17 protein-coding genes and 2 pseudogenes are annotated in these 17,667 nt (G+C 38.8%); 7 read left to right on the plus strand and 12 right to left on the minus strand.

The genetic code is table 11. The features are described from left to right. Positions 1-347 (minus strand): transposase (locus ACFE93_RS24190; RefSeq protein ID WP_375476999.1); only part of this gene is annotated, 347 nt, incomplete at its 3' end. A 213-nt stretch (positions 348-560) separates the two neighbouring features. Between ACFE93_RS24190 and ACFE93_RS24195 the strand changes: the two genes are divergently transcribed. Further along, positions 561-1,022, plus strand: coding sequence for a response regulator (locus tag ACFE93_RS24195; RefSeq protein WP_375477001.1), 462 nt, complete (start codon positions 561-563; stop codon positions 1,020-1,022). Positions 1,023-1,261: 239 nt separating this feature from the next. Next, entirely contained in the window at positions 1,262-1,852 is a 591-nt protein-coding gene (locus ACFE93_RS24200) for a peptidoglycan-binding protein (protein ID WP_375477003.1), read from the plus strand. Positions 1,853-2,074: 222 nt separating this feature from the next. Here ACFE93_RS24200 and wecB read toward each other — a convergent pair whose 3' ends face one another. Together wecB and ACFE93_RS24210 are read right to left on the minus strand one after the other, a co-directional pair. Further along, entirely contained in the window at positions 2,075-3,205 is a 1,131-nt protein-coding gene (wecB, locus tag ACFE93_RS24205; protein WP_375477005.1) for a non-hydrolyzing UDP-N-acetylglucosamine 2-epimerase, read from the minus strand. A 365-nt stretch (positions 3,206-3,570) separates the two neighbouring features. Then, on the minus strand, positions 3,571-3,942 hold the full coding sequence (locus ACFE93_RS24210; RefSeq protein WP_375477007.1) for a hypothetical protein: 372 nt from the start codon (positions 3,940-3,942) through the stop codon (positions 3,571-3,573). A gap of 732 nt (positions 3,943-4,674) precedes the next feature. Between ACFE93_RS24210 and ACFE93_RS24215 the strand changes: the two genes are divergently transcribed. The 3 genes from ACFE93_RS24215 (at position 4,675) to ACFE93_RS24225 (ending at position 8,732) form a co-directional block, all read left to right on the plus strand. Further along, complete coding sequence (locus tag ACFE93_RS24215) at positions 4,675-5,958, plus strand: type IV pilus twitching motility protein PilT (protein ID WP_375477009.1); 1,284 nt, start codon at positions 4,675-4,677, stop codon at positions 5,956-5,958. Between the two features lie 198 nt (positions 5,959-6,156). Continuing rightward, positions 6,157-6,927, plus strand: coding sequence for a circadian clock KaiB family protein (locus tag ACFE93_RS24220; RefSeq protein WP_375477011.1), 771 nt, complete (start codon positions 6,157-6,159; stop codon positions 6,925-6,927). A 536-nt stretch (positions 6,928-7,463) separates the two neighbouring features. Beyond that, a complete protein-coding gene (locus tag ACFE93_RS24225) occupies positions 7,464-8,732 on the plus strand; it encodes a Mu transposase C-terminal domain-containing protein (RefSeq protein WP_375477013.1) in 1,269 nt (422 codons plus the stop codon). A gap of 94 nt (positions 8,733-8,826) precedes the next feature. On the opposite strand, the gene ACFE93_RS24230 is transcribed toward ACFE93_RS24225, so the two are convergent. After that, a complete protein-coding gene (locus tag ACFE93_RS24230) occupies positions 8,827-9,129 on the minus strand; it encodes a hypothetical protein (RefSeq protein WP_375477015.1) in 303 nt (100 codons plus the stop codon). Positions 9,130-9,349: 220 nt separating this feature from the next. On the opposite strand from ACFE93_RS24230, the gene ACFE93_RS24235 reads away from it, so the two are divergent. Next, positions 9,350-9,610 carry a helix-turn-helix domain-containing protein gene (locus ACFE93_RS24235; RefSeq protein WP_375477017.1) on the plus strand — a complete coding sequence of 87 codons (261 nt, stop codon included), beginning with the start codon at positions 9,350-9,352 and terminating at the stop codon, positions 9,608-9,610. Between the two features lie 146 nt (positions 9,611-9,756). Beyond that, a pseudogene (locus tag ACFE93_RS24240) lies at positions 9,757-9,855 on the plus strand (helix-turn-helix domain-containing protein); the annotation flags it as partial. Here the strand turns inward: ACFE93_RS24240 and ACFE93_RS24245 are convergent. The 8 genes and pseudogenes from ACFE93_RS24245 to ACFE93_RS24280 all read right to left on the minus strand — a co-directional run bounded on the left by ACFE93_RS24245 (position 9,830) and on the right by ACFE93_RS24280 (position 17,633). Further along, the gene (locus tag ACFE93_RS24245) at positions 9,830-10,318 is read right to left on the minus strand and encodes a hypothetical protein (RefSeq protein ID WP_375477019.1); all 489 of its coding nucleotides are present in this window, start codon (positions 10,316-10,318) and stop codon (positions 9,830-9,832) included. The pseudogene ACFE93_RS24240 and the gene ACFE93_RS24245 overlap by 26 nt on opposite strands. Before the next feature lie 36 nt (positions 10,319-10,354). Continuing rightward, positions 10,355-12,277 carry a DEAD/DEAH box helicase gene (locus ACFE93_RS24250; RefSeq protein ID WP_375477021.1) on the minus strand — a complete coding sequence of 641 codons (1,923 nt, stop codon included), beginning with the start codon at positions 12,275-12,277 and terminating at the stop codon, positions 10,355-10,357. A 111-nt stretch (positions 12,278-12,388) separates the two neighbouring features. Then, positions 12,389-13,207, minus strand: a pseudogene (locus ACFE93_RS24255) (Rpn family recombination-promoting nuclease/putative transposase). A gap of 36 nt (positions 13,208-13,243) precedes the next feature. Then, a complete protein-coding gene (locus tag ACFE93_RS24260) occupies positions 13,244-13,462 on the minus strand; it encodes a type II toxin-antitoxin system HicB family antitoxin (RefSeq protein WP_375477023.1) in 219 nt (72 codons plus the stop codon). After that, positions 13,449-13,667 (minus strand): type II toxin-antitoxin system HicA family toxin, encoded by a 219-nt coding sequence (locus ACFE93_RS24265; RefSeq protein WP_375477025.1) that lies wholly within the window; start codon positions 13,665-13,667, stop codon positions 13,449-13,451. The genes ACFE93_RS24260 and ACFE93_RS24265 overlap by 14 nt, the downstream gene beginning before the upstream one ends. Positions 13,668-13,706: 39 nt before the next feature. Further along, complete coding sequence (locus ACFE93_RS24270; protein ID WP_375477027.1) at positions 13,707-14,762, minus strand: restriction endonuclease; 1,056 nt, start codon at positions 14,760-14,762, stop codon at positions 13,707-13,709. A gap of 234 nt (positions 14,763-14,996) precedes the next feature. Next, complete coding sequence (locus tag ACFE93_RS24275; RefSeq protein ID WP_375477028.1) at positions 14,997-16,571, minus strand: Eco57I restriction-modification methylase domain-containing protein; 1,575 nt, start codon at positions 16,569-16,571, stop codon at positions 14,997-14,999. 99 nt (positions 16,572-16,670) lie between these two features. Continuing rightward, positions 16,671-17,633: a hypothetical protein gene (locus ACFE93_RS24280; RefSeq protein ID WP_375477030.1), complete on the minus strand. Its 963-nt coding sequence runs from the start codon at positions 17,631-17,633 to the stop codon at positions 16,671-16,673. Positions 17,634-17,667: the final 34 nt, after the last annotated feature.

Below are 17,667 nucleotides of genomic sequence, written 5' to 3' on the forward strand. Positions count from 1 at the left end.
TTACAGCCTAAGCTTAATTTTTCTATCGCACGATGCATTGTTGGGATACTCACCCTAATCCCTGTCCTTTCTTGATAGCGATCGCATAATTCTCTCAACAACAAATCATTTTTCTCCTCAACCAGAGATTGGAGCCAGCTCAGATGCTCGGTTTGAATTGTTGGCTTTTGGTATCCTCCACGTCGTTTCGCTTCAATTTGTCCATCTTGACGATAATGACGCAACAGATTTCGCACAAATGACAAGCTGACCTTGAATCTTTCAGCCAATTGACGTTGAGACCCTTCCTTTGCTTCCCAAGCTTTAATCACGCGACAACGCAAATCACCTGAGTAAGATACTGGCATTGAATCTAACAATTACTTTACTCCCAGTTTACCCGATTTTGTGGTTCAATTACCTGAAAATTGCTGTAAATTACTATGTCTGAAACCGGACAGACACTTGCTAGTTAGTTCTTTTAAGATTTGGTAAAGTATGCAATCAAATAGCGCTTACAAAAATGTGGCTTTTGATGTGATTACTACTTCAAGTACTTGAGCTACAGAGTGGATGAGAATATGTATAATCAATCGATGTCTTTTAAAGGTGTGCGATTGCTAGTTGTTGATAACGACTTTGATACAAGAACATTACTTACCTACTTGTTTGAATTAAGCGGAGCAGAGATTATCACTGCTGCTTCAGCAAGGGAAGCTATAGAAATAATGTCATTTTTTAAACCAGACATCCTAATTAGTGACATTTATTTACCAGATGAAGACGGCTACTCACTGCTCTTGAAGGTCAGAAATCTGGAAGCAAGGCGAGGGAGAGAGATTCCAGCTATTGCTCTAACGGCATCTCCTTACGAAGAAGACCGTGATATTGCGTTAATATTAGGTTATGATATATACCGATGCAAGCCTATAGACTTAGACGAATTAGCTTTTATGGTTGCTAGTTTAACTGGAATCGACAATAGGCTTGAGATATTGGGATGCAATAAGGCAGAAGCCAGTAAGCAAGAAAGCTTTAACTAAATTTTATTTATTGTAAAAATACAATTTCTAGCACGGCCTATGCCAACGCCTGGTGATTTTTATCCTAAATCATCAGGCGATGCTTTTTCTCAAGAATCTTTTGACTAATTTTATTTATTAATTTCGCTAGTAGTAAAAACCTATTCAAAGGTAGTGATATAAAATATACTAATAATAAATACAGAGAACACCGAGTGATTCTCTGCAAGTACTCATTTTTTCATATCAAGGAGTGCATTATGGAATATCTTGCTTATTCTCACATGTTTATTGCTCAAGAAGAGGCATCTGAAAACACTAAGTATAATCTTCCTAAACCTCAATTAAATTGGAAAAAACTGTTTAAATCTTCGGCTTGGTTAGCTTTAGCTGGTGTTGGTGTATTACTTGCTGCTGTTAGCCAAATTCAAATGAGTTCGGCTGCGTATGTAAAGACTAACGGCAGTTGTTTACGTGTCCGTTCAGGCCCAAGCAGCAACTACTCTTATGTCGACTGTGTACCAAATGGGACAACACTTCCAGCAATTGAAAGATATGAAAACGGTTTTGCCAGACTTTCTACGGGTAGATACGTTTTTGCGCGATGGATTGGTAATAGACCTAATTATCTTCCTGTAACTAGACCCGGTGGTGTTGGCGGTTCGGTGATTCTTACCCCTGGTTCTAAAGGTCTGCTCGTCAGAGACGTTCAAACAGCTTTGGGTAATCTTAGAGTTGATGGAGTTTACGGTCAAGAAACTGTTAGCCGAGTCCGCAGCTTTCAGGCAAGTAAAGGTCTACTTGTAGATGGTGTTGTGGGCCCCGAAACTCGATCTGCTCTGGGTATTTAGCCAGAAGCAACCCTTTGAACATCTCCTTTCCAAGTTCTACCTATTTTCTGGTGGAATGGAGAGAAGTCAAAAGTTCAGGAAATCAAAATTTCAGAACGTCTGGCCCGTCATCAGGCGGGCAATACGACCTCACTCCACAAGAACTGATAAAGTGAAAAACCGACTTTTACCCCGATTTTATGCACTTTAGAAAACGAAAATTTTGCATTTTGTTGAAAGTTCCTAAGTTGATGTTTCTGATGAAATACCCAAGTAATTTTGTACAATCTGCAAAATGCGCTCTGCTGCATGACCATCCCCAAAAGGATTGATTGCATTTGCCATCGCTTCATAAGCATCTGAGTAACTGAGTAACTCAGCAGCGGCTGCAAAAATATTTTCAGTCGTAGTGCCAACAAGTTTGGCTGTACCAGCGACAACAGCCTCTGGTCTTTCGGTAGTGTCTCTCAAAACTAGTACTGGTTTTCCCAAGCTGGGGGCTTCTTCTTGTAAGCCACCAGAGTCAGTGAGCAAAAGATGCGATCGCCCAATTGCTCCCACCAATTCGCCATAATCTAGAGGATCTGTCAAAAAAATTCGGGGATGATTCCCTAAAAGTTCCTGCAACGGGACTCGCACTGTCGGATTGCGGTGCAATGGTAGCAGTAAAGCTGTATCAGGAAACTTGTCTAAGATTTGTAAAAACGCCTGAGCGATCGCTAACAGAGGTTCTCCCCAATTTTCCCGACGATGAACAGTTGCTAACAAGACCCGATATGATTCCCAGTCTAAGCCTGGGACATTACAAACTACTTGGGTTGCAGCAACATTTAACAATGCATCAATTACCGTGTTACCTGTCATGTGAATTTCACCCAAAACACCAGAACGATGCAAATTTTCCACAGCCCAAGGAGTCGGCGCAAAGTGCAACTGAGTAATTTGAGAAATTAACCGCCGATTAGCTTCTTCTGGGTAAGGATTGAATATATCATCAGTTCTTAACCCTGCTTCTACATGACCAACAGGAATTTTTTGATAAAAAGCTGCTAAAGCTGCGGCAAAAGCTGTGGTAGTATCTCCCTGCACAATTACTAAATCTGGCTTTTTTACTTTAAATAATGCTTCTAACCCTTGTAAACTACGGCAAGTAATATCATTTAGAGATTGCTGAACCTGCATAATTTCCAAGTTATAATCCGACTTGATATTAAACAGTTGCATAACTTGCTCAACCATCTCTCGGTGTTGTCCAGTTAGAATTACTTGCAACTGAAACTCTGAAGACTTCTGGAAAACTTGAATAACTGGAGCGAGTTTAATTGCTTCTGGGCGAGTACCTAAGATAATGCAAACGCGTTTTTGATTAATCATTAGTCATTTGTAATTTACCATCTATAGTCAATGGTCTATAGTCAATGGTCTATGGTCAATAGTCGGTGGTCAATCCTTACATAAACCATAAATATGAATGGATAAATTACACAAGATATAAAAAAACCCGGCTTAACCGGGCAAATCCATTGTTTGTCTAATTAATCTGTAATACTAATTCTCTAAAATAAGGCAACAGACGTAAGCAGGCATTGCCTTGCTGCATCTAAATTTCTCAATTGCGAATTGCGAATTGCGAATTGCGAATTGGTATAATGACTATTTAAAAGTTCAAATTATAAAAACCATGAAAAAACCCGGCTTAACCGGGCAGACGCACTGTTTGTCTAATTAACCTGTAATAACTATTTAATCTCACAAGTTAGAGGGCAAGCAGCGTAAACAGTAGCCTGCATTTGGTCTGCCTCGCCATGCAGCCAACTTAACCATTTAACTTCACTAGGATGAACTCCCTTAACAGTTAGCACACCCGCAGCCAATATAACTGCCATGACATTAAACATTATTAGAGCGCCTGCTACAAGCAAAACCGCACTAACAGGCATCACAGATTGCAAGATAATCGACAACAGACATCCGACCGTAGCCATCAAGACAACTAGTGGAAAACCCACAACCAACAAACATACTGCTAATGTAAAAGTCCATATTAAAAAGCTTTTAATCATCAACAAGGAGTAGGTCTTTCCTTGATTAGAGCTTTGAGCAGAAACCATTGACTTTTCCTCCTAAAATACACAACAAATTTTTATTTCAGTAATATCTCACTTTTTGTGAGTAAACTGAATTGTTTCAGTTGAGATTTAGTATATAAAAACTAATCGGAAAAATGAGCATTTGTTTACTAAACTTTACAGTTAAGTTTTTATAATTATGGCTATAAAATCAATTTTCTATCTATTAAAAAAACTTGTTTATTGCATCTACCTTCAGGTATAGAACCTAAAAGGTATAAGCTTTTAACTTTGATCCCCACGATATTGCTCCTATTCAACTTAACATTTCTTATAAAAATTAGTAATCTTTCTCATAATTCCTAGACAGGCTGAATAAATGATCTGCTAGTATTTGTGCTGTTAATTGCTGGCAATTCGTGCCCATATCTGGGATAAATTTCTCATCTAAGTCGTGAGAATATTTACTTTAAGAATAAAAATAATTAAAAAATACTTACTAATATATGTGTATTTGCTGAGGTCTTTTGAGTCCTAACGTGTGTTAAACCAGTTTATATAGGTTAAATAATCTATCTAAATATTCTGAGTAATGAAATATTAGGAAATAAAAGATACCAATTGAGTGGATGAGATAGATTGACCGTGGTTCTAGAGTTTTAATCGCCTTCTATTACCGCTAAGGCTTGCAGACAAGCATTCTCCAAAAGTCATTAAAGCAAGTGACTTTACTTCTCGTTAATTCAACTTTTTAACTGCCAAATGTGAAGATATATGACAGAACTACAGTCTCCTTTAAATTCTAACTCTGCTGCCGGACGTAATCTACCAACAATGCCACCGCCACCACCGCCAATCCCAACCTTTAGTACGCAGCGGCAGATGACACAAACACTCGATATGTCAATCGATAGGGGTACTAATTTGCCTGTTGCAGGTTATCGTCCAGGTAGTCCACCGCCAATACCTAATTCAGTTCATCCTCAAAACAGCAGGTCAGAACTCACTTTAGAGAAGTTAATCAGAGAAGCTTACGATCAGGGATATTCTGACTTGCATTTGGGTGTGGGTGAACCACCCCGCTTCCGCAGCCGAGGAGAAATTCAATCAGGAGATTATCCAGAAACAGATAAAGAAACTTTTATGAGTTGGTTGCGGGAGGTGATGAGTGAGGGAGAAATCCAGCGCTTTGAAGAATCCTTAGAATTTGACGGAGCAACTCAATACGAATTTGCTCGCGTGCGGATTAATGTTTTTGGCTCCCTCAAAGGGCCTGCAATGGTGTTGCGGTTGATTCCGCTAAAAATCTTAACTATGGAACAGTTGAGATTACCTCCAGTTTTTCGGGATATTTGTCATCACCATAAAGGTTTAATTTTGGTCACGGGGCCCACTGGTTCTGGTAAGTCCACCACAATGGCAGCAATGATTGATTATATCAATAAGGAAATGGCCAAACATATCATTACCATTGAAGACCCGATAGAATTTGTCCATCAAAGCCGCAAGTCTTTAGTCAAACAGCGGGAAGTGGGAATGCATACCCGGAAATTTGACAACGCTTTGAAAGCAGCTTTGCGAGAAGACCCAGATTTGATTCTGGTGGGGGAAATGCGGGACAAGGAAACAGTTAACACCGCTCTAAAAGCCGCTCAAACTGGTCACTTAGTAATGGGAACCTTACACACCAATAGCGCTGTCAAAACCATTGAGCGGATTCTCAACCTCTATTCTGGTGATGAACAGGATGCAATGCGAGTGGCGATTTCTGAGTCTTTAGTGGCAGTAATTGCTCAAGGTTTGTGTCGCACAACTGACGGTAAGCGGGCTGCTTTCCACGATGTGCTGATCAATACTGAGGCGATTAAGGAATGGATCAAAGACGGAAAGTATGATGAAATTGGCGAGCTGATGAAACAAGCTGGCTTTGACGGCATGATTACGATGAATCAGTCATTGCTGAATCTCTATCAAGACGGACGAATTACTGAAGAAACTGCTTTGGAAATGTCACCAACTCCTAATGAAATGGCACAATTTCTCCGAGGTCGAGTTTAACGATTGGGCATTGGGGATTGGGGATTGGGAGTTAGGAAGAATTTCTGCCCCTCTGCTCCTCTGCTTCCCTGCTCCTCTGCCCCCTCTGCTTTCTCATCTTCGAGTATCTAATCCCAAATATCTTTGCGATCCTGGTTGAGGTTATAGCTAAGGTAAAAGGTAAAAGAGAGAATTTTTACTTTTAGTTCCCTAACCTCTGTGAATAACTTGACGACAAATAAACTATCTACACCCCAGCTGTTTAAAGGTATTGCGCTATTTACACCTGGAGGAGATTTAATTTACTGCATCGACCCTAGCAAGCAAGGTCGATGGCATTTGCATTTGTGCTCGGCTTTGCAAGAAATTCTAGATTTACCAGAGCCACCACACTTTTTAGTGCCTTGTTATACTGCAACTATTGACAATTGGTTAGATCCGCGCACTCAACAAGTGCGAACTTTTGCTGAAGCTTATCCGGCTGTAATTAGACACCAAACTTTGCTTAATGCTATTTTTGGCACAGGGGAATTAGTATGGCAAGCAGCTCCTTGGCAAGAGGGATTGTGCGATCGCATGGTGTTAACAACCTATCGTTCTTCATTTGGGCAGCTTTGGGAGGATCATGACTTAATTGTCCGTCTAGACCTTTCTGAACCTGTGCCAAAATATCACCAACCAGTAATAGTACAAAAAAAAGAAGCCATCACTCAAGGCTATGTTCTCCGCTTGTTTGTTGCAGGACATAGCAGTTCTACTGAACGCATTCTGCAAAATTTACACGAATTGTTAGAGCGATCGCTCGGACATCCTTATACTTTGAAGGTGATTGATGTTTTAAGTCATCCAGAACAAGCAGAACTAAATCAGGTTTCTGCAACTCCTACCCTTGTCAAGGTTTGGCCTCACCCAATTCGGCGAATCGTTGGAGAGTTGGATCGTGTAGAAAAGATTTTACAGATGTTAGCTCCTAAGGAAAATTTTAAGTAATCCGGCTTAATTTTGATGCAAGCTAAATCTGTAAACTTGGCTTTTCTTAGAGAGACTTGCTGTATGTCGCTTAACAAATTAAATGTCGTCTTAACAAATTAATGTCGTCAAAAAATAAAGGCTATAATCCCCATTGCACAATGATTATAGCTTTTTTGACTTACATTGAACTTAAAGAGTAGTTTAACAAATTAAATGTCACTATTTAGAATAGTAACATTTTAGTTGTCGTCTTATCAAAATTATCAATTTCTAAATTTTGATTAATTCATAACAAAATAATTGTCGTTTTGTATAAATAATAGCTTAATAAAAAATTAAATGTCGTTTTTTGGAACAAAGTAGTATTATATTGATTGAGCAATAATACACAAATACTAATTATGTCATGCTCCTACTAAAGCCTCATTCTCTATAGTTGCAAGAACAGCACTTAGAGACGAGTTTTTTCGGAGGAGCTTTGCAACAGCTAAATATCGCATCTCAATAGAAGCAGTTTTAGATATTTATAGAATTTCAAGCAATGGAGTTGTCTTATGGGTGAAACGCTAAACTCCGATGACGGTAACACATCTTTAGCTTTTGATAGTTCGGATGAGCTTGACGAAATTTTGGAGGATGAGGACGCAGAACCAACGAATACGATTATTACCCAACTCTCGGATGAAGCCAAGCTGAGGATGGAGGTATTACAAAATTTAATTAAGCCATGCGATCGCAAAACCTATGGAATCAAACTTAAGCAAGCCGCAGAAAAGCTTGGTAAGACGGTTCGGACGGTGCAGCGACTTGTTAAAAAGTATCAAGAGCAGGGTTTATCGGCTATTACCGAACCCGAACGCTCGGATCGAGGTAATTACCGTATTGATGAAGAATGGCAAGAGTTTATTGTCAAAACCCATAAAGAAGGTAATAAAAATGGTAGAAAAATGACTCCTGCTCAAGTTGCGATTCGGGTTGAAGCGAGAGCGGAACAATTGGGTTTGGAAAAATACCCCAGCCACATGACGGTTTACCGGGTTCTCAATCCCATTATTGAGCGCAAAGAGCAAAAACAGAAAGTTAGAAATATTGGTTGGCGTGGTTCACGGGTGTCGCATCAAACCCGTGATGGACAGACCTTGGAGCCAAGATACAGCAACCATACTTGGCAGTGCGACCATACAAAATTGGATGCGATGCTGGTTGACCAGTATGGCAAAACTTTAGCACGTCCTTGGCTGACCAAAATTACAGATAGCTATTCGCGCTGTATTATGGGGATTCATTTAGGTTTTGATGCTGAAGAAGAAGCTTGTATTACGCTGCGAGACTTACAACTACTAATTATTCGCTATGTTATTGATAACTACAATCAGCGACTTGATGCTCGTAGCGGACAAACGCGGTTTCAACGCTGGGAAGCTGGTTTACCTGCGCTACCAAGTTTAATTGACGAGCGGCAATTAGATATTTGTTTGATGAAAAAGACACGCCGCAGTATTTACAAAGGTGGGTATGTGAGTTTTGAGAACATTACCTATAAGGGGGAATATTTAGCAGGTTATGCGGGTGAGGGTGTAATATTGCGATTTGACCCTAGAGATATATCAACAGTTTTTGTATATCGTCAAGATTCGGGAAAAGAAGTGTTGTTGTCTCAGGCACATGCGATTGACTTAGAAACTGAGCAGATTTCCTTGGAAGAAGCGAAAGCAGCAAGTCGAAAAATTCGTGATACTGGTAAGCAGATAAGTAATAAATCTATTTTGGCAGAAGTGCGGGATAGGGACACTTTTATCAAGCAGAAGAAAAAGAGCAAATGATCGCACTTCCACTTATAGCCTAAAGACTACCAATAAGAAAGAGACGGGAATGCTCCACGTCTCCAGGTGATGGGAAATTACCAATGATGTCCTGTTAGGCTACATCTGCCACCAATAAGCCATTAACAGCTATGATGATCAACTGCGCTTGCAAAGGAGTCTCAAAACAGGGTCTTTCATCCTTATTACAGGGCTGGGCGACCCATTTCCCCTCAAGATTTTGATAAAAAGTGCCTAGCAGTTGCGAACCGTTCCAAACTCGATAAAGTTCTCCAAAATCATCGGTCACAGAATCACTCTCTATTTCTGGTGGTGCTGGGTCATGCACCTGGTTAACGTATTCCTCAAACTCTGATTGTGTGAGAGTTTGATCATCCAATGCCTCTTGTGTAATCATGTGAATAACCTCACTGATGGGGTTTTACAAAGGGCGATCGCGGACTCTTCCCGGAGAGCGATCGCTTTTGTTTTTGTCTACAATTTAATCTACGTGACACGTAGATTAGCGTCAAGTGTAGATTAATCAAACTTACAGTGTTATATATCTACTTGTTAGATAGAATACTGACGAGTAGATAAATCTACATCTAGCAGCGACTAAACTGGTGATGTAGTCTATGTCTGAGAATCAAGTGATTCGCTGGAAATTAAATGAAGTGATGGCACGAAAGCGGGTTAAAAATAAGGATTTGGCTAAGATACTTGGTATAACTGAAAACTCAATTTATAGATTACGTAAGGTTGATGAAATGCCAAGATTAGCGCCGGAACGATTGAATGGCATTTGTAAAGCGTTGAATTGTCAACCAGGGGAACTGTTGGAATATGTATCAGATGAAGGTGAAGAGAATGTGGTTTTTCAGGTTGATATAGTTTGAGTGCGATCGCTATCAGTTGGGTTTATTAACAAAATGTACTAACTGTAAGACACCATTTCCAATCCCTGCCGATTGGGAGGTAGGGCAATGCACTCATTATTCCCTGCCTTTTGCAAAAAGGCGAAGAGTCAGAAGCGCTATAGTTAAACGGCATTTGCAAGGCATTGGATTGTCAGCCTGATGAATTTTTGAAATATCAGCCGGATGTAGATTATATTTTTACATTAAAAACTCTATATAGCTAATTTGATCTCGGTAACTTAAATAATCATTATAATCGCCACTAAATTCATTGATAGCAAATCCATCATAGTAAAGTTGACTGCGGTAAAACCAAGAATATTTTTCCCAATTTATATCGGAATTATCAATATAGTTATGCAAAAAAGAGAATCCATAGTTACATTGGTATTTATCTTCATAGTCACTATCTAATTTTTCAAGTTTGGGTTTAGATATTTTCTTTTCTATAGTTACTTCTAAAGTTTCATTTGAAATAGACTTATTCTTTTGATTAAAATTACTTTTTTGAATAGAAGGAAGAACTTTGATATCTAAGACTTTTCCAAGTTTTATATCTGCTATTGTAGAAGATTCTTGGCTAGAGATGTTTTGTGGTACTTTAACTACACTAACATAAGCAATGCTATTAATTGTTTCAACAGTGGCAGTAATAGTAACGTCGCTACATTTATCATCTATAGACAAAGTACCATGCGAGTTAATATTACCGTCTATTGCTTTTCAATTTACATGATTAACGTCTATTTCATAGTAGTGCTGATCTAAACCTTTAACTATGAAATTAATACTTTCATAAGGTCTTATTTGTGCTTTAGCAGGATAAATTTCTAACTGTCTTAAAACAGGTACAACTGTAATTTCTGCTGAAGCGCTTAGATTAGCTGTTGCTTGGTTTAAACACAAACTACTAATAAATCCAAGAAGACGAGAAGCTAGTTTTATAAGAGTCTTAGTTATCCAAGCTTGTAACTCAAGCTCGAAGTTGTCTATTTCTGTTTCTGCAACCGTGCTGCTAACTTCATCAGTATTTGAATCAGTAATAAAATCATCTTGTACCTGTGCCAAAAAACGAAGAAAATAAGACAAAATCTTGCTCGAAATTCCAACGTTAAAGAGCAACGTTCTTGAGTTTTTGGTTAACTTAGGGGTTAAACGAGAGGTTGCAGTTACTAAAAATTGGCCTTTAGCATTAAAATCAACAATAAAATTACCATTTTGGTCAATATCTCCCCCAGATGCTTCCCAAAAAATTCCTCCGGGGTCAATCTCATCACCAAACTGATCAAAGCCAATGACAGTGAAAGTTTGGTTTTCATTAGGTTTGAGGTGTACAGCAGGTGGAGAAATATGCAATCTTCTTAAGATTGGCAGTAAAGTAACATAAGCTAATTTCCGAATATTGCCAACTGAAGCAGTAACAGTAACCTCTCGTTGGCTATAACCGCCTTGGAACAATCCATGACGGCTAATTGAGCCTCCTTTGCTTGATTTCCAATCTACTTTTTCAAGTGCTATCTGACTATCTTGTTGGTCAAATCCAATGACCGTAAAAGTTTTATTTTCTTCAGGTTCTAGCTGTATTTGAGGAGGAATGATTTCTAATCGCCTTAATACTGGAGGAACACTGACATGAGCAGAGACACTGAATCTTCCGATAGTGGCAGTAATGGTAAATTGACCTTTTTGGCTGCTGTCGGTAAAGTAATAAGCATCGCGATCAATTGTGCCGCCTGTTGCTTCCCAATTTAATCCACTGATAGCGATCGCATCCCCACGCTGATCCAAACCTATTACCTCAAAATGCTGCCATTCTCCAGGATTCATGACAACTTGCTGCGGAGAAATTTGTTTGAGAAATTTTCTTAATTCTTCTTCCTGAGAATTAATTAGGGCATTCATCGGATAAACCAAAATAGCCCTAACTCCTTTGATTTCAGGATGGTGTAGCAAATCATCAATGATGGGTACAACATAAGTTAGGCTTTTACCGGAACCGGTTCCTGTGGTGACAACATAGGGTTCTTGACGTTGTGCTGTTTCAAAGGCTTGTTTTTGGTGATAGTGGAAGGTAAAAGGTTTACCATCTTGTGAGAAGTAGCGTGTACAGTCTGGATGGAGAATACGTTGCTGTACTAATGTAGTGACAGATGCGCCAGGACGATATTTAGGGTTAAGTTGCACTAAAGGGTCAGTCCAGAGTTGACCTTTTTCTAACTCGTTATCGACAAATGCTTTTACTTTTTCGTCGCGGATTTTGAGGAAGCTTTCAATATAGCGGCGGTAGTCCCCAATTACTTCGTTGCGGAAATTAAAAATATCAAGGAACTGAGAATTGGTGAGAGAGGATAAACTACTGTTTACTGGTATTTGAGGATTTATTCCACCTAAGCGTTGGTCAATCCATTCTTGAAGTTGGTGATTAAAGCTTTGAGTAATAGTAGAAAAATCGAAGATTTCTGCAATTTCTTGTATATCCCAATTTTGAGGAATACTTGTAAATAGCAAAGTTAATTGTTCTGGTGTAATAGCTATTACTCCTGTACAATCTAGGAATGCTAATTTTTGACTTAATAAATTGCTAATAGGTAAAATTGCATTTTCAGGCTGCTGTAATAATTCCTGTAGCTTTATAGTAATTTTCATAAAATTTGATTCTAGATTTTAGTAGATAGAGTGCGTTAACGAACTAACGCATCCTATCTACTATATTTCCCGTTATAGACACGAGAAATAACAAAATACGTATTGATATTTTTACGTCTCTTCTAAAACTTTTCTTACTTCCTCCATATCTAGTTCTAAACGTTCAGCAATTTCTTGAACAGTTAATCCTAGTTCCAGGAAAATTGGTATCATTTTCAACTTGGTTTCTAGTTTACCTTCTTCCTTACCTTCTTCCCTACCTTCTTCTCTACCTTCTGCTTTTGCTTCTTGATAAACTCTAGTTTCTTTAAGTATGTTTAAGTTCAGCATGGTTTCTATCTCCTCGCGGCTTAAGTTAGGAAACTTGTAAACTACGATTGTCTCTATAAATTCTAGAACTTTTCTTTGAATAAGAGTGTCTGTCAATTCCTCCTTAGCTTTGTCAATTAGATTTTTGGCGAATTCTCCGGCTTTGTTTTTACTCTCTATAACTAAGCGTACAATTCCTATTCCCAGAGAATCATCTGGTGCGTTGTCAAGTTCATCTAAGTAGAAGCGACGTAGATGAGGTTCTAACAAGGAACGATAACGTAGGGGATAGCTACGTTCATTGCTGCGTGTATCATAAATAACTATTGCGAACCAGTCAGGGTTAGGTGGCTGATATTGGGTGAAGTAAAGGAAAATACTTGTAAACAGTCTGTCATAAAATTGTTCATCTTTGTAAAACTGAACTTCTGTAAAATAGAGTGGTTCATTAGTAAATTCTGCGAGGGGAGCAAATAATCCATCTAATCAGAAGCTTGTTTGTTTAATTTCTGGTGCGGTAAACTCGTAAATATTGGTGTTAGTATCTGGTTTACCAATAATTTCAAAGAAAATGTTAGGGAATTCTTTCAAGATTTCATAGAAAATTGCATCTGTTTTCATAATTAATGATTTTTCATTAATAATACAAATAATGCACTACGCTACTTTATTAACAGTTGGTTCTGGAAGCGGTTCACCTGTTGCTTGATAGGCTATTACTAAAGATTCTAAGGCTTCAGTTCCGTTTGCAACTGCTTCTTCGTAATTTTCGCCGTGGGTTCGCCATTTTTGTCCAGGAAAGTCAGGTAACCCAACTAAAAAACAGTTATCTTCTTCTGACCATTGAATTATCATTTGATACTTAAGTTTCATCATTGTTAATCTTACCTTCTACTTCTTCAATAGCTTGTTGTACTTCTTTTTCTTGATAAAGTTTAGCATCTGCACTATTTTTACCAGAAATTGTAAGTTTTCCAGCGTATAAGGGATGTATCCAGTTAGTATGACTTCCTTTGCCTGGTATTTCTGTAAAACCTATTTGGCGGAGTATTTGCTTAAGTTCTCGGATTTTCTTTGGCATTTAATAGACATTTTACATATTTATTTACAACTTACGCAATTATTCAAACATTCTATCCCATGCTTCTAGGACTAATCTCTGAGTACGGTATTCGCCAAACTGCTTAATTTCGTTATTCTTTAGAACGCGGAATGTTTCGCTGGGAAAGTCTGCGCCGTAGACATCAGCAGGATCTAGAATATATCGCAGTTCATCACGGGTGAGTCCGTAGAGTTTGGCGTAATATGCGTCTAATTCTGCTCTTAATAATGCGCGTCTGTTAGGATTCCAAATAAAGGGTTCGCCGTCGTATCCCATATCTTTGGCGAAGGGTTGCATATCCCACGCGGTGTAAACTAATTCGAGTACGCGATCGCTAATAAATTTGATATCTTCTGGGGTGTATAATTCTGGGGGGAGAACGGGGAGTTGTTTGACAATGAAAAAGTTAAAATTAGCTCCACCAATTTTTTGTCTAGCAACAAAATCAAAAACAAGACTACAGGAATTTGCTAAAAGGCAACTAAGCAATTTTACATCTTGTATATCTGTTAAAACTACAGGTGCGCTATTACCTACACCAACTTTTGGTAATATGCTAAAAATAGCAGTTCTTTCATTGACAGCAAGACTTATACCTCGAAAACACAAAAGCCAATTTCTTCTCCATTTATCACTGAGTTTTGAATTAACCGCCTGCTCATTGATATAATATCTAGGAGTAACCAAAAAACTATGATTTTGTTTTTGTTCGAGGCTGGGACTTGGAATTATTCTAAAATCATTTTGGTTACTATCTATCATCTCTTCTGTATATAAGCCATGACGATGATCATAGATAGAAAACATTTTAGCTTCATATAAAGGCAGAGATTTGTTCGTTTTATCTGAACTAAATAGGTGGCTATCATTAGACATGTGAAACATTGTCATAAATGTAGCTAACCAAGGGTTATATCCAGTTTGTTCATTGATGATAATAGAGGTATTATAATATATTTTTTTAGTAATTTTTGCGTCTTGCTCACTTCTAAATATAGGACAAGTTAAAGTGGCTGGATTAATCAATTCAATATCTTTTTGAGAGAGTTTAAAATATCTAGATTCTTGCTTCAAGTCACTTATGTAGTGACAATGATATACAAACAAAGGCTCTGCAAAGTTCTCTTTTTTTCCTGCTAAATTTAAAAGACCAAAAGTAAATCTATCAGCAACACCAGGGAAAATAAAATCCCAGTTAGTAAAGCCAAGTAAACTAACTAAAGACTGTTGTTTAATGACATCACTAAAAAACTTTTTTGTGGTGTCATCAGTTGCAATTCCTGTAGGAACAATGACTCCTGCTCTACCTTATGGTGAAATTAAATTTCTAACTGTTTCAGAAAACACTGCGTAAGTATTAATGTCTCCCACCGCAGTTAAAGGAAATCTACCCGACTCCCGAATAAATTTCCCTTGCGCCTCAGCATCATGTTTCGCATCTTCAAAAGCTTGTGCTAATTCAGGATTTTTCTTAGGTAATTCCTGAATCAACTTCTCCCGCGCCGCCTTATTCACAGCGTTAGCAATTTCCGCACTTTGAGAAGCAAAAAATTCTTTCTCTTGTAACTTAATCCGTTCCCAAGGCGGATTACCCAACACACAATTAAATCCACCTTGTTCAAATACTTCAGGAAACTCCAAACACCAGTGAAAAAAGTGTTTTTCTTCAGATAACTCATTCGCCGCATCTACAATCTTATTTAATTCATAATTCGTAATCTTTAATTCGTAATTATCCTCTGATTTACGAATTTTCTCTACTTTTTCACGCTTTAAACGGTTTAATGCTTCAGTTGTAGGTAGTAACTGCAAATGATGCTCAGTTAATGACATAAAAAACGCTGCCGTCCATAAGTTACAAGCAGAATATTTCAACCACCAACTAGATTCTTGCAGATTCTCTTTATATTGCTTTTGCTTATCTTTAACTTGTTGTGGTGTGGTTTCAGGAATTACCCCCAACTGTCGCCACATTTCTGCATAATCTACGCTATCAGTTTCTAACTTCTCACCAATTGATAGTTGTCCTGCTTTATCTCGTTCGTTTTTATTCCGTTTCTTAAGCTGTGTAGATAGTTTTTTATCATCACCTGTTACTGGCTTAAACGCTTCATCAGGGATTACTTCATTTAAACAACTCAAATCCATCACTCCCACAAGGGAATTACCACACTTAATTCTGTGGTCTAAAAAGTTAAGAGGGAAGCCGCGAGAAAAACCTTCAATCCATAAGGCTACTTTGCACAAATCAACAGCCAAGGGGTTTAAATCCACCCCATAAATGCAATTTTGAATAACATCTCGAATCGCTAACTTTAAAGGTTCACTACCTGGTTCAGCTTCCCTAGTGCGAATTTTAGCTAATTCCTTTCCTACCCGACGTGCTGCGGCTAAGAGAAAATGACCGGAACCACAGGCGGGGTCTACAATTTTGAGGTCGAGAAGTGCTTTTTCTAATTCGTAATTGCTTTCTGTGTTCCGAAGCTTTTCTTTTGTACTACGAAGCTTTTCTTCAATTACAGGTTCTAAAGCTGTTTTTATCAGCTGTCCTACTAGCTGCGGTGGCGTATAGTAAGAGCCAGTAGTTTTCCTCTCACTACCAAATACTAATTTGAATTCGTAATTTTTAGGAGAGATTTCTGGGTGAAAATCAAGGAGACTTTCATATATGCTCCCTAATTCTTCCACATCCAAGGCAGCATAATTTACCCGTCGTAATTGCCCCTTATCTTGATATAATGATAACTCCCGAATCGCTACTAGCAAATCGTGATTATCAATAGCACAATCATCTAAAGCTGGTAGAGTGTACGAACCAAATAAATCGCCATTTAATGGTGATAATCCTAAATATTTTCCCTGCCAATTTTCATCAAACAGCAAGAATGTAACCCGCAAACCCTGCCATAAATCTTGAAACCCTTCCCGCCGCCAATGGGGACGCTCGGATAACTCTCGCAGTCGCTCAATGCTGTAATATTCTCAGTAGATTCGGGCTTTCTCTACATCTTCACCAATTATTAATAAATTACGGGACTCTGCCACCATCAAAAACAGCAGGCGATAAATCAGCCGCAACAGTTGGCGATAATATCCGATATCTGTTAATTCTGTACCAGCAGCAAGCTTCTGCCGCAAGTTTTCATTACTGGGATGTTGGAGAAAACCTGTCCCTAGCTGTATTAGTGCTTTTTCTACCCCATCTCGGAGTCTGTCGCGTACCCGTCCGCCCTGTTGCAGTGCTTCTTGGTGGTAAAATTCCAGCAAGCACTTATCGGCATCATCCATACCTTCAGGCAAGCGGGAACGGTGAAACAACCGATAAAATAGCCCAAATTCGGCAAAGTTCTCACCGTTGAGAATCTGTTCTAAGTCAAATTCAACGTAGGTAAGACGAGTCATCAACGAAGAGTCGCGCAGTAACCGCCAGCGAAAACCGTTAGTTGCGATCGCCCACAGATGTTCTGTCTTGTTAAGATACTCCTGCACCAGTGCGTGTGCTGATAACCTGGGTGTGCCACTGGGAGGACGATGATCTACCTTGATTCGACAACCAATAATGTGGATAGGTGGCTTGTTTTCGCCTAATTCCGCACGATGAGAAATCGCATAAGTTTGTCCCTCCACGACTTCGGCTTTAGCAGTGTAAACAGGGTTATATCCGAGACTGCGTAGTAAGGGAACTACCCACAGTTCGCGGGTGACGCTAGTAGCGGTATCATCTGCATCTAATCTATCTAATTGCCGTTGAAATGCTGCCCAATAAGCTTTAGCATCACCCCAAGCGATCGCAATTTCATCTGCTAGCTTGTCAGTTTTCGTAAAACCAAAATCCTCCGATGCTTGCTCTTTCAGATTACCCGCTAACAATTCAGCAGTCATATCTGCTGCTAACAAATTACCTTCAATCTGAACACCCGTTAAAGTAATCCCTGCTACACTCATCTCTCACGCACCTAATATTAAAAATTGTCTAAAA

Source organism: uncultured Nostoc sp. (assembly GCF_964247315.1).
In the GTDB taxonomy this organism is placed as follows: Bacteria; Cyanobacteriota; Cyanobacteriia; order Cyanobacteriales; family Nostocaceae; genus Nostoc.

Coding starts and splice junctions, on each gene's coding strand:
- ACFE93_RS24265 (WP_375477025.1), bottom strand. CDS start 13,667: ATGCCAAAGAAAATCCGAGAACTTAAGCAAATACTCCGCCAAATAGGT.
- ACFE93_RS24225 (WP_375477013.1), top strand. CDS start 7,464: ATGGGTGAAACGCTAAACTCCGATGACGGTAACACATCTTTAGCTTTT.
- wecB (WP_375477005.1), bottom strand. CDS start 3,205: ATGATTAATCAAAAACGCGTTTGCATTATCTTAGGTACTCGCCCAGAA.
- ACFE93_RS24230 (WP_375477015.1), bottom strand. CDS start 9,129: ATGATTACACAAGAGGCATTGGATGATCAAACTCTCACACAATCAGAG.
- ACFE93_RS24250 (WP_375477021.1), bottom strand. CDS start 12,277: ATGAAAATTACTATAAAGCTACAGGAATTATTACAGCAGCCTGAAAAT.
- ACFE93_RS24210 (WP_375477007.1), bottom strand. CDS start 3,942: ATGGTTTCTGCTCAAAGCTCTAATCAAGGAAAGACCTACTCCTTGTTG.
- ACFE93_RS24280 (WP_375477030.1), bottom strand. CDS start 17,633: ATGAGTGTAGCAGGGATTACTTTAACGGGTGTTCAGATTGAAGGTAAT.
- ACFE93_RS24195 (WP_375477001.1), top strand. CDS start 561: ATGTATAATCAATCGATGTCTTTTAAAGGTGTGCGATTGCTAGTTGTT.
- ACFE93_RS24260 (WP_375477023.1), bottom strand. CDS start 13,462: ATGATGAAACTTAAGTATCAAATGATAATTCAATGGTCAGAAGAAGAT.
- ACFE93_RS24235 (WP_375477017.1), top strand. CDS start 9,350: ATGTCTGAGAATCAAGTGATTCGCTGGAAATTAAATGAAGTGATGGCA.
- ACFE93_RS24200 (WP_375477003.1), top strand. CDS start 1,262: ATGGAATATCTTGCTTATTCTCACATGTTTATTGCTCAAGAAGAGGCA.
- ACFE93_RS24215 (WP_375477009.1), top strand. CDS start 4,675: ATGACAGAACTACAGTCTCCTTTAAATTCTAACTCTGCTGCCGGACGT.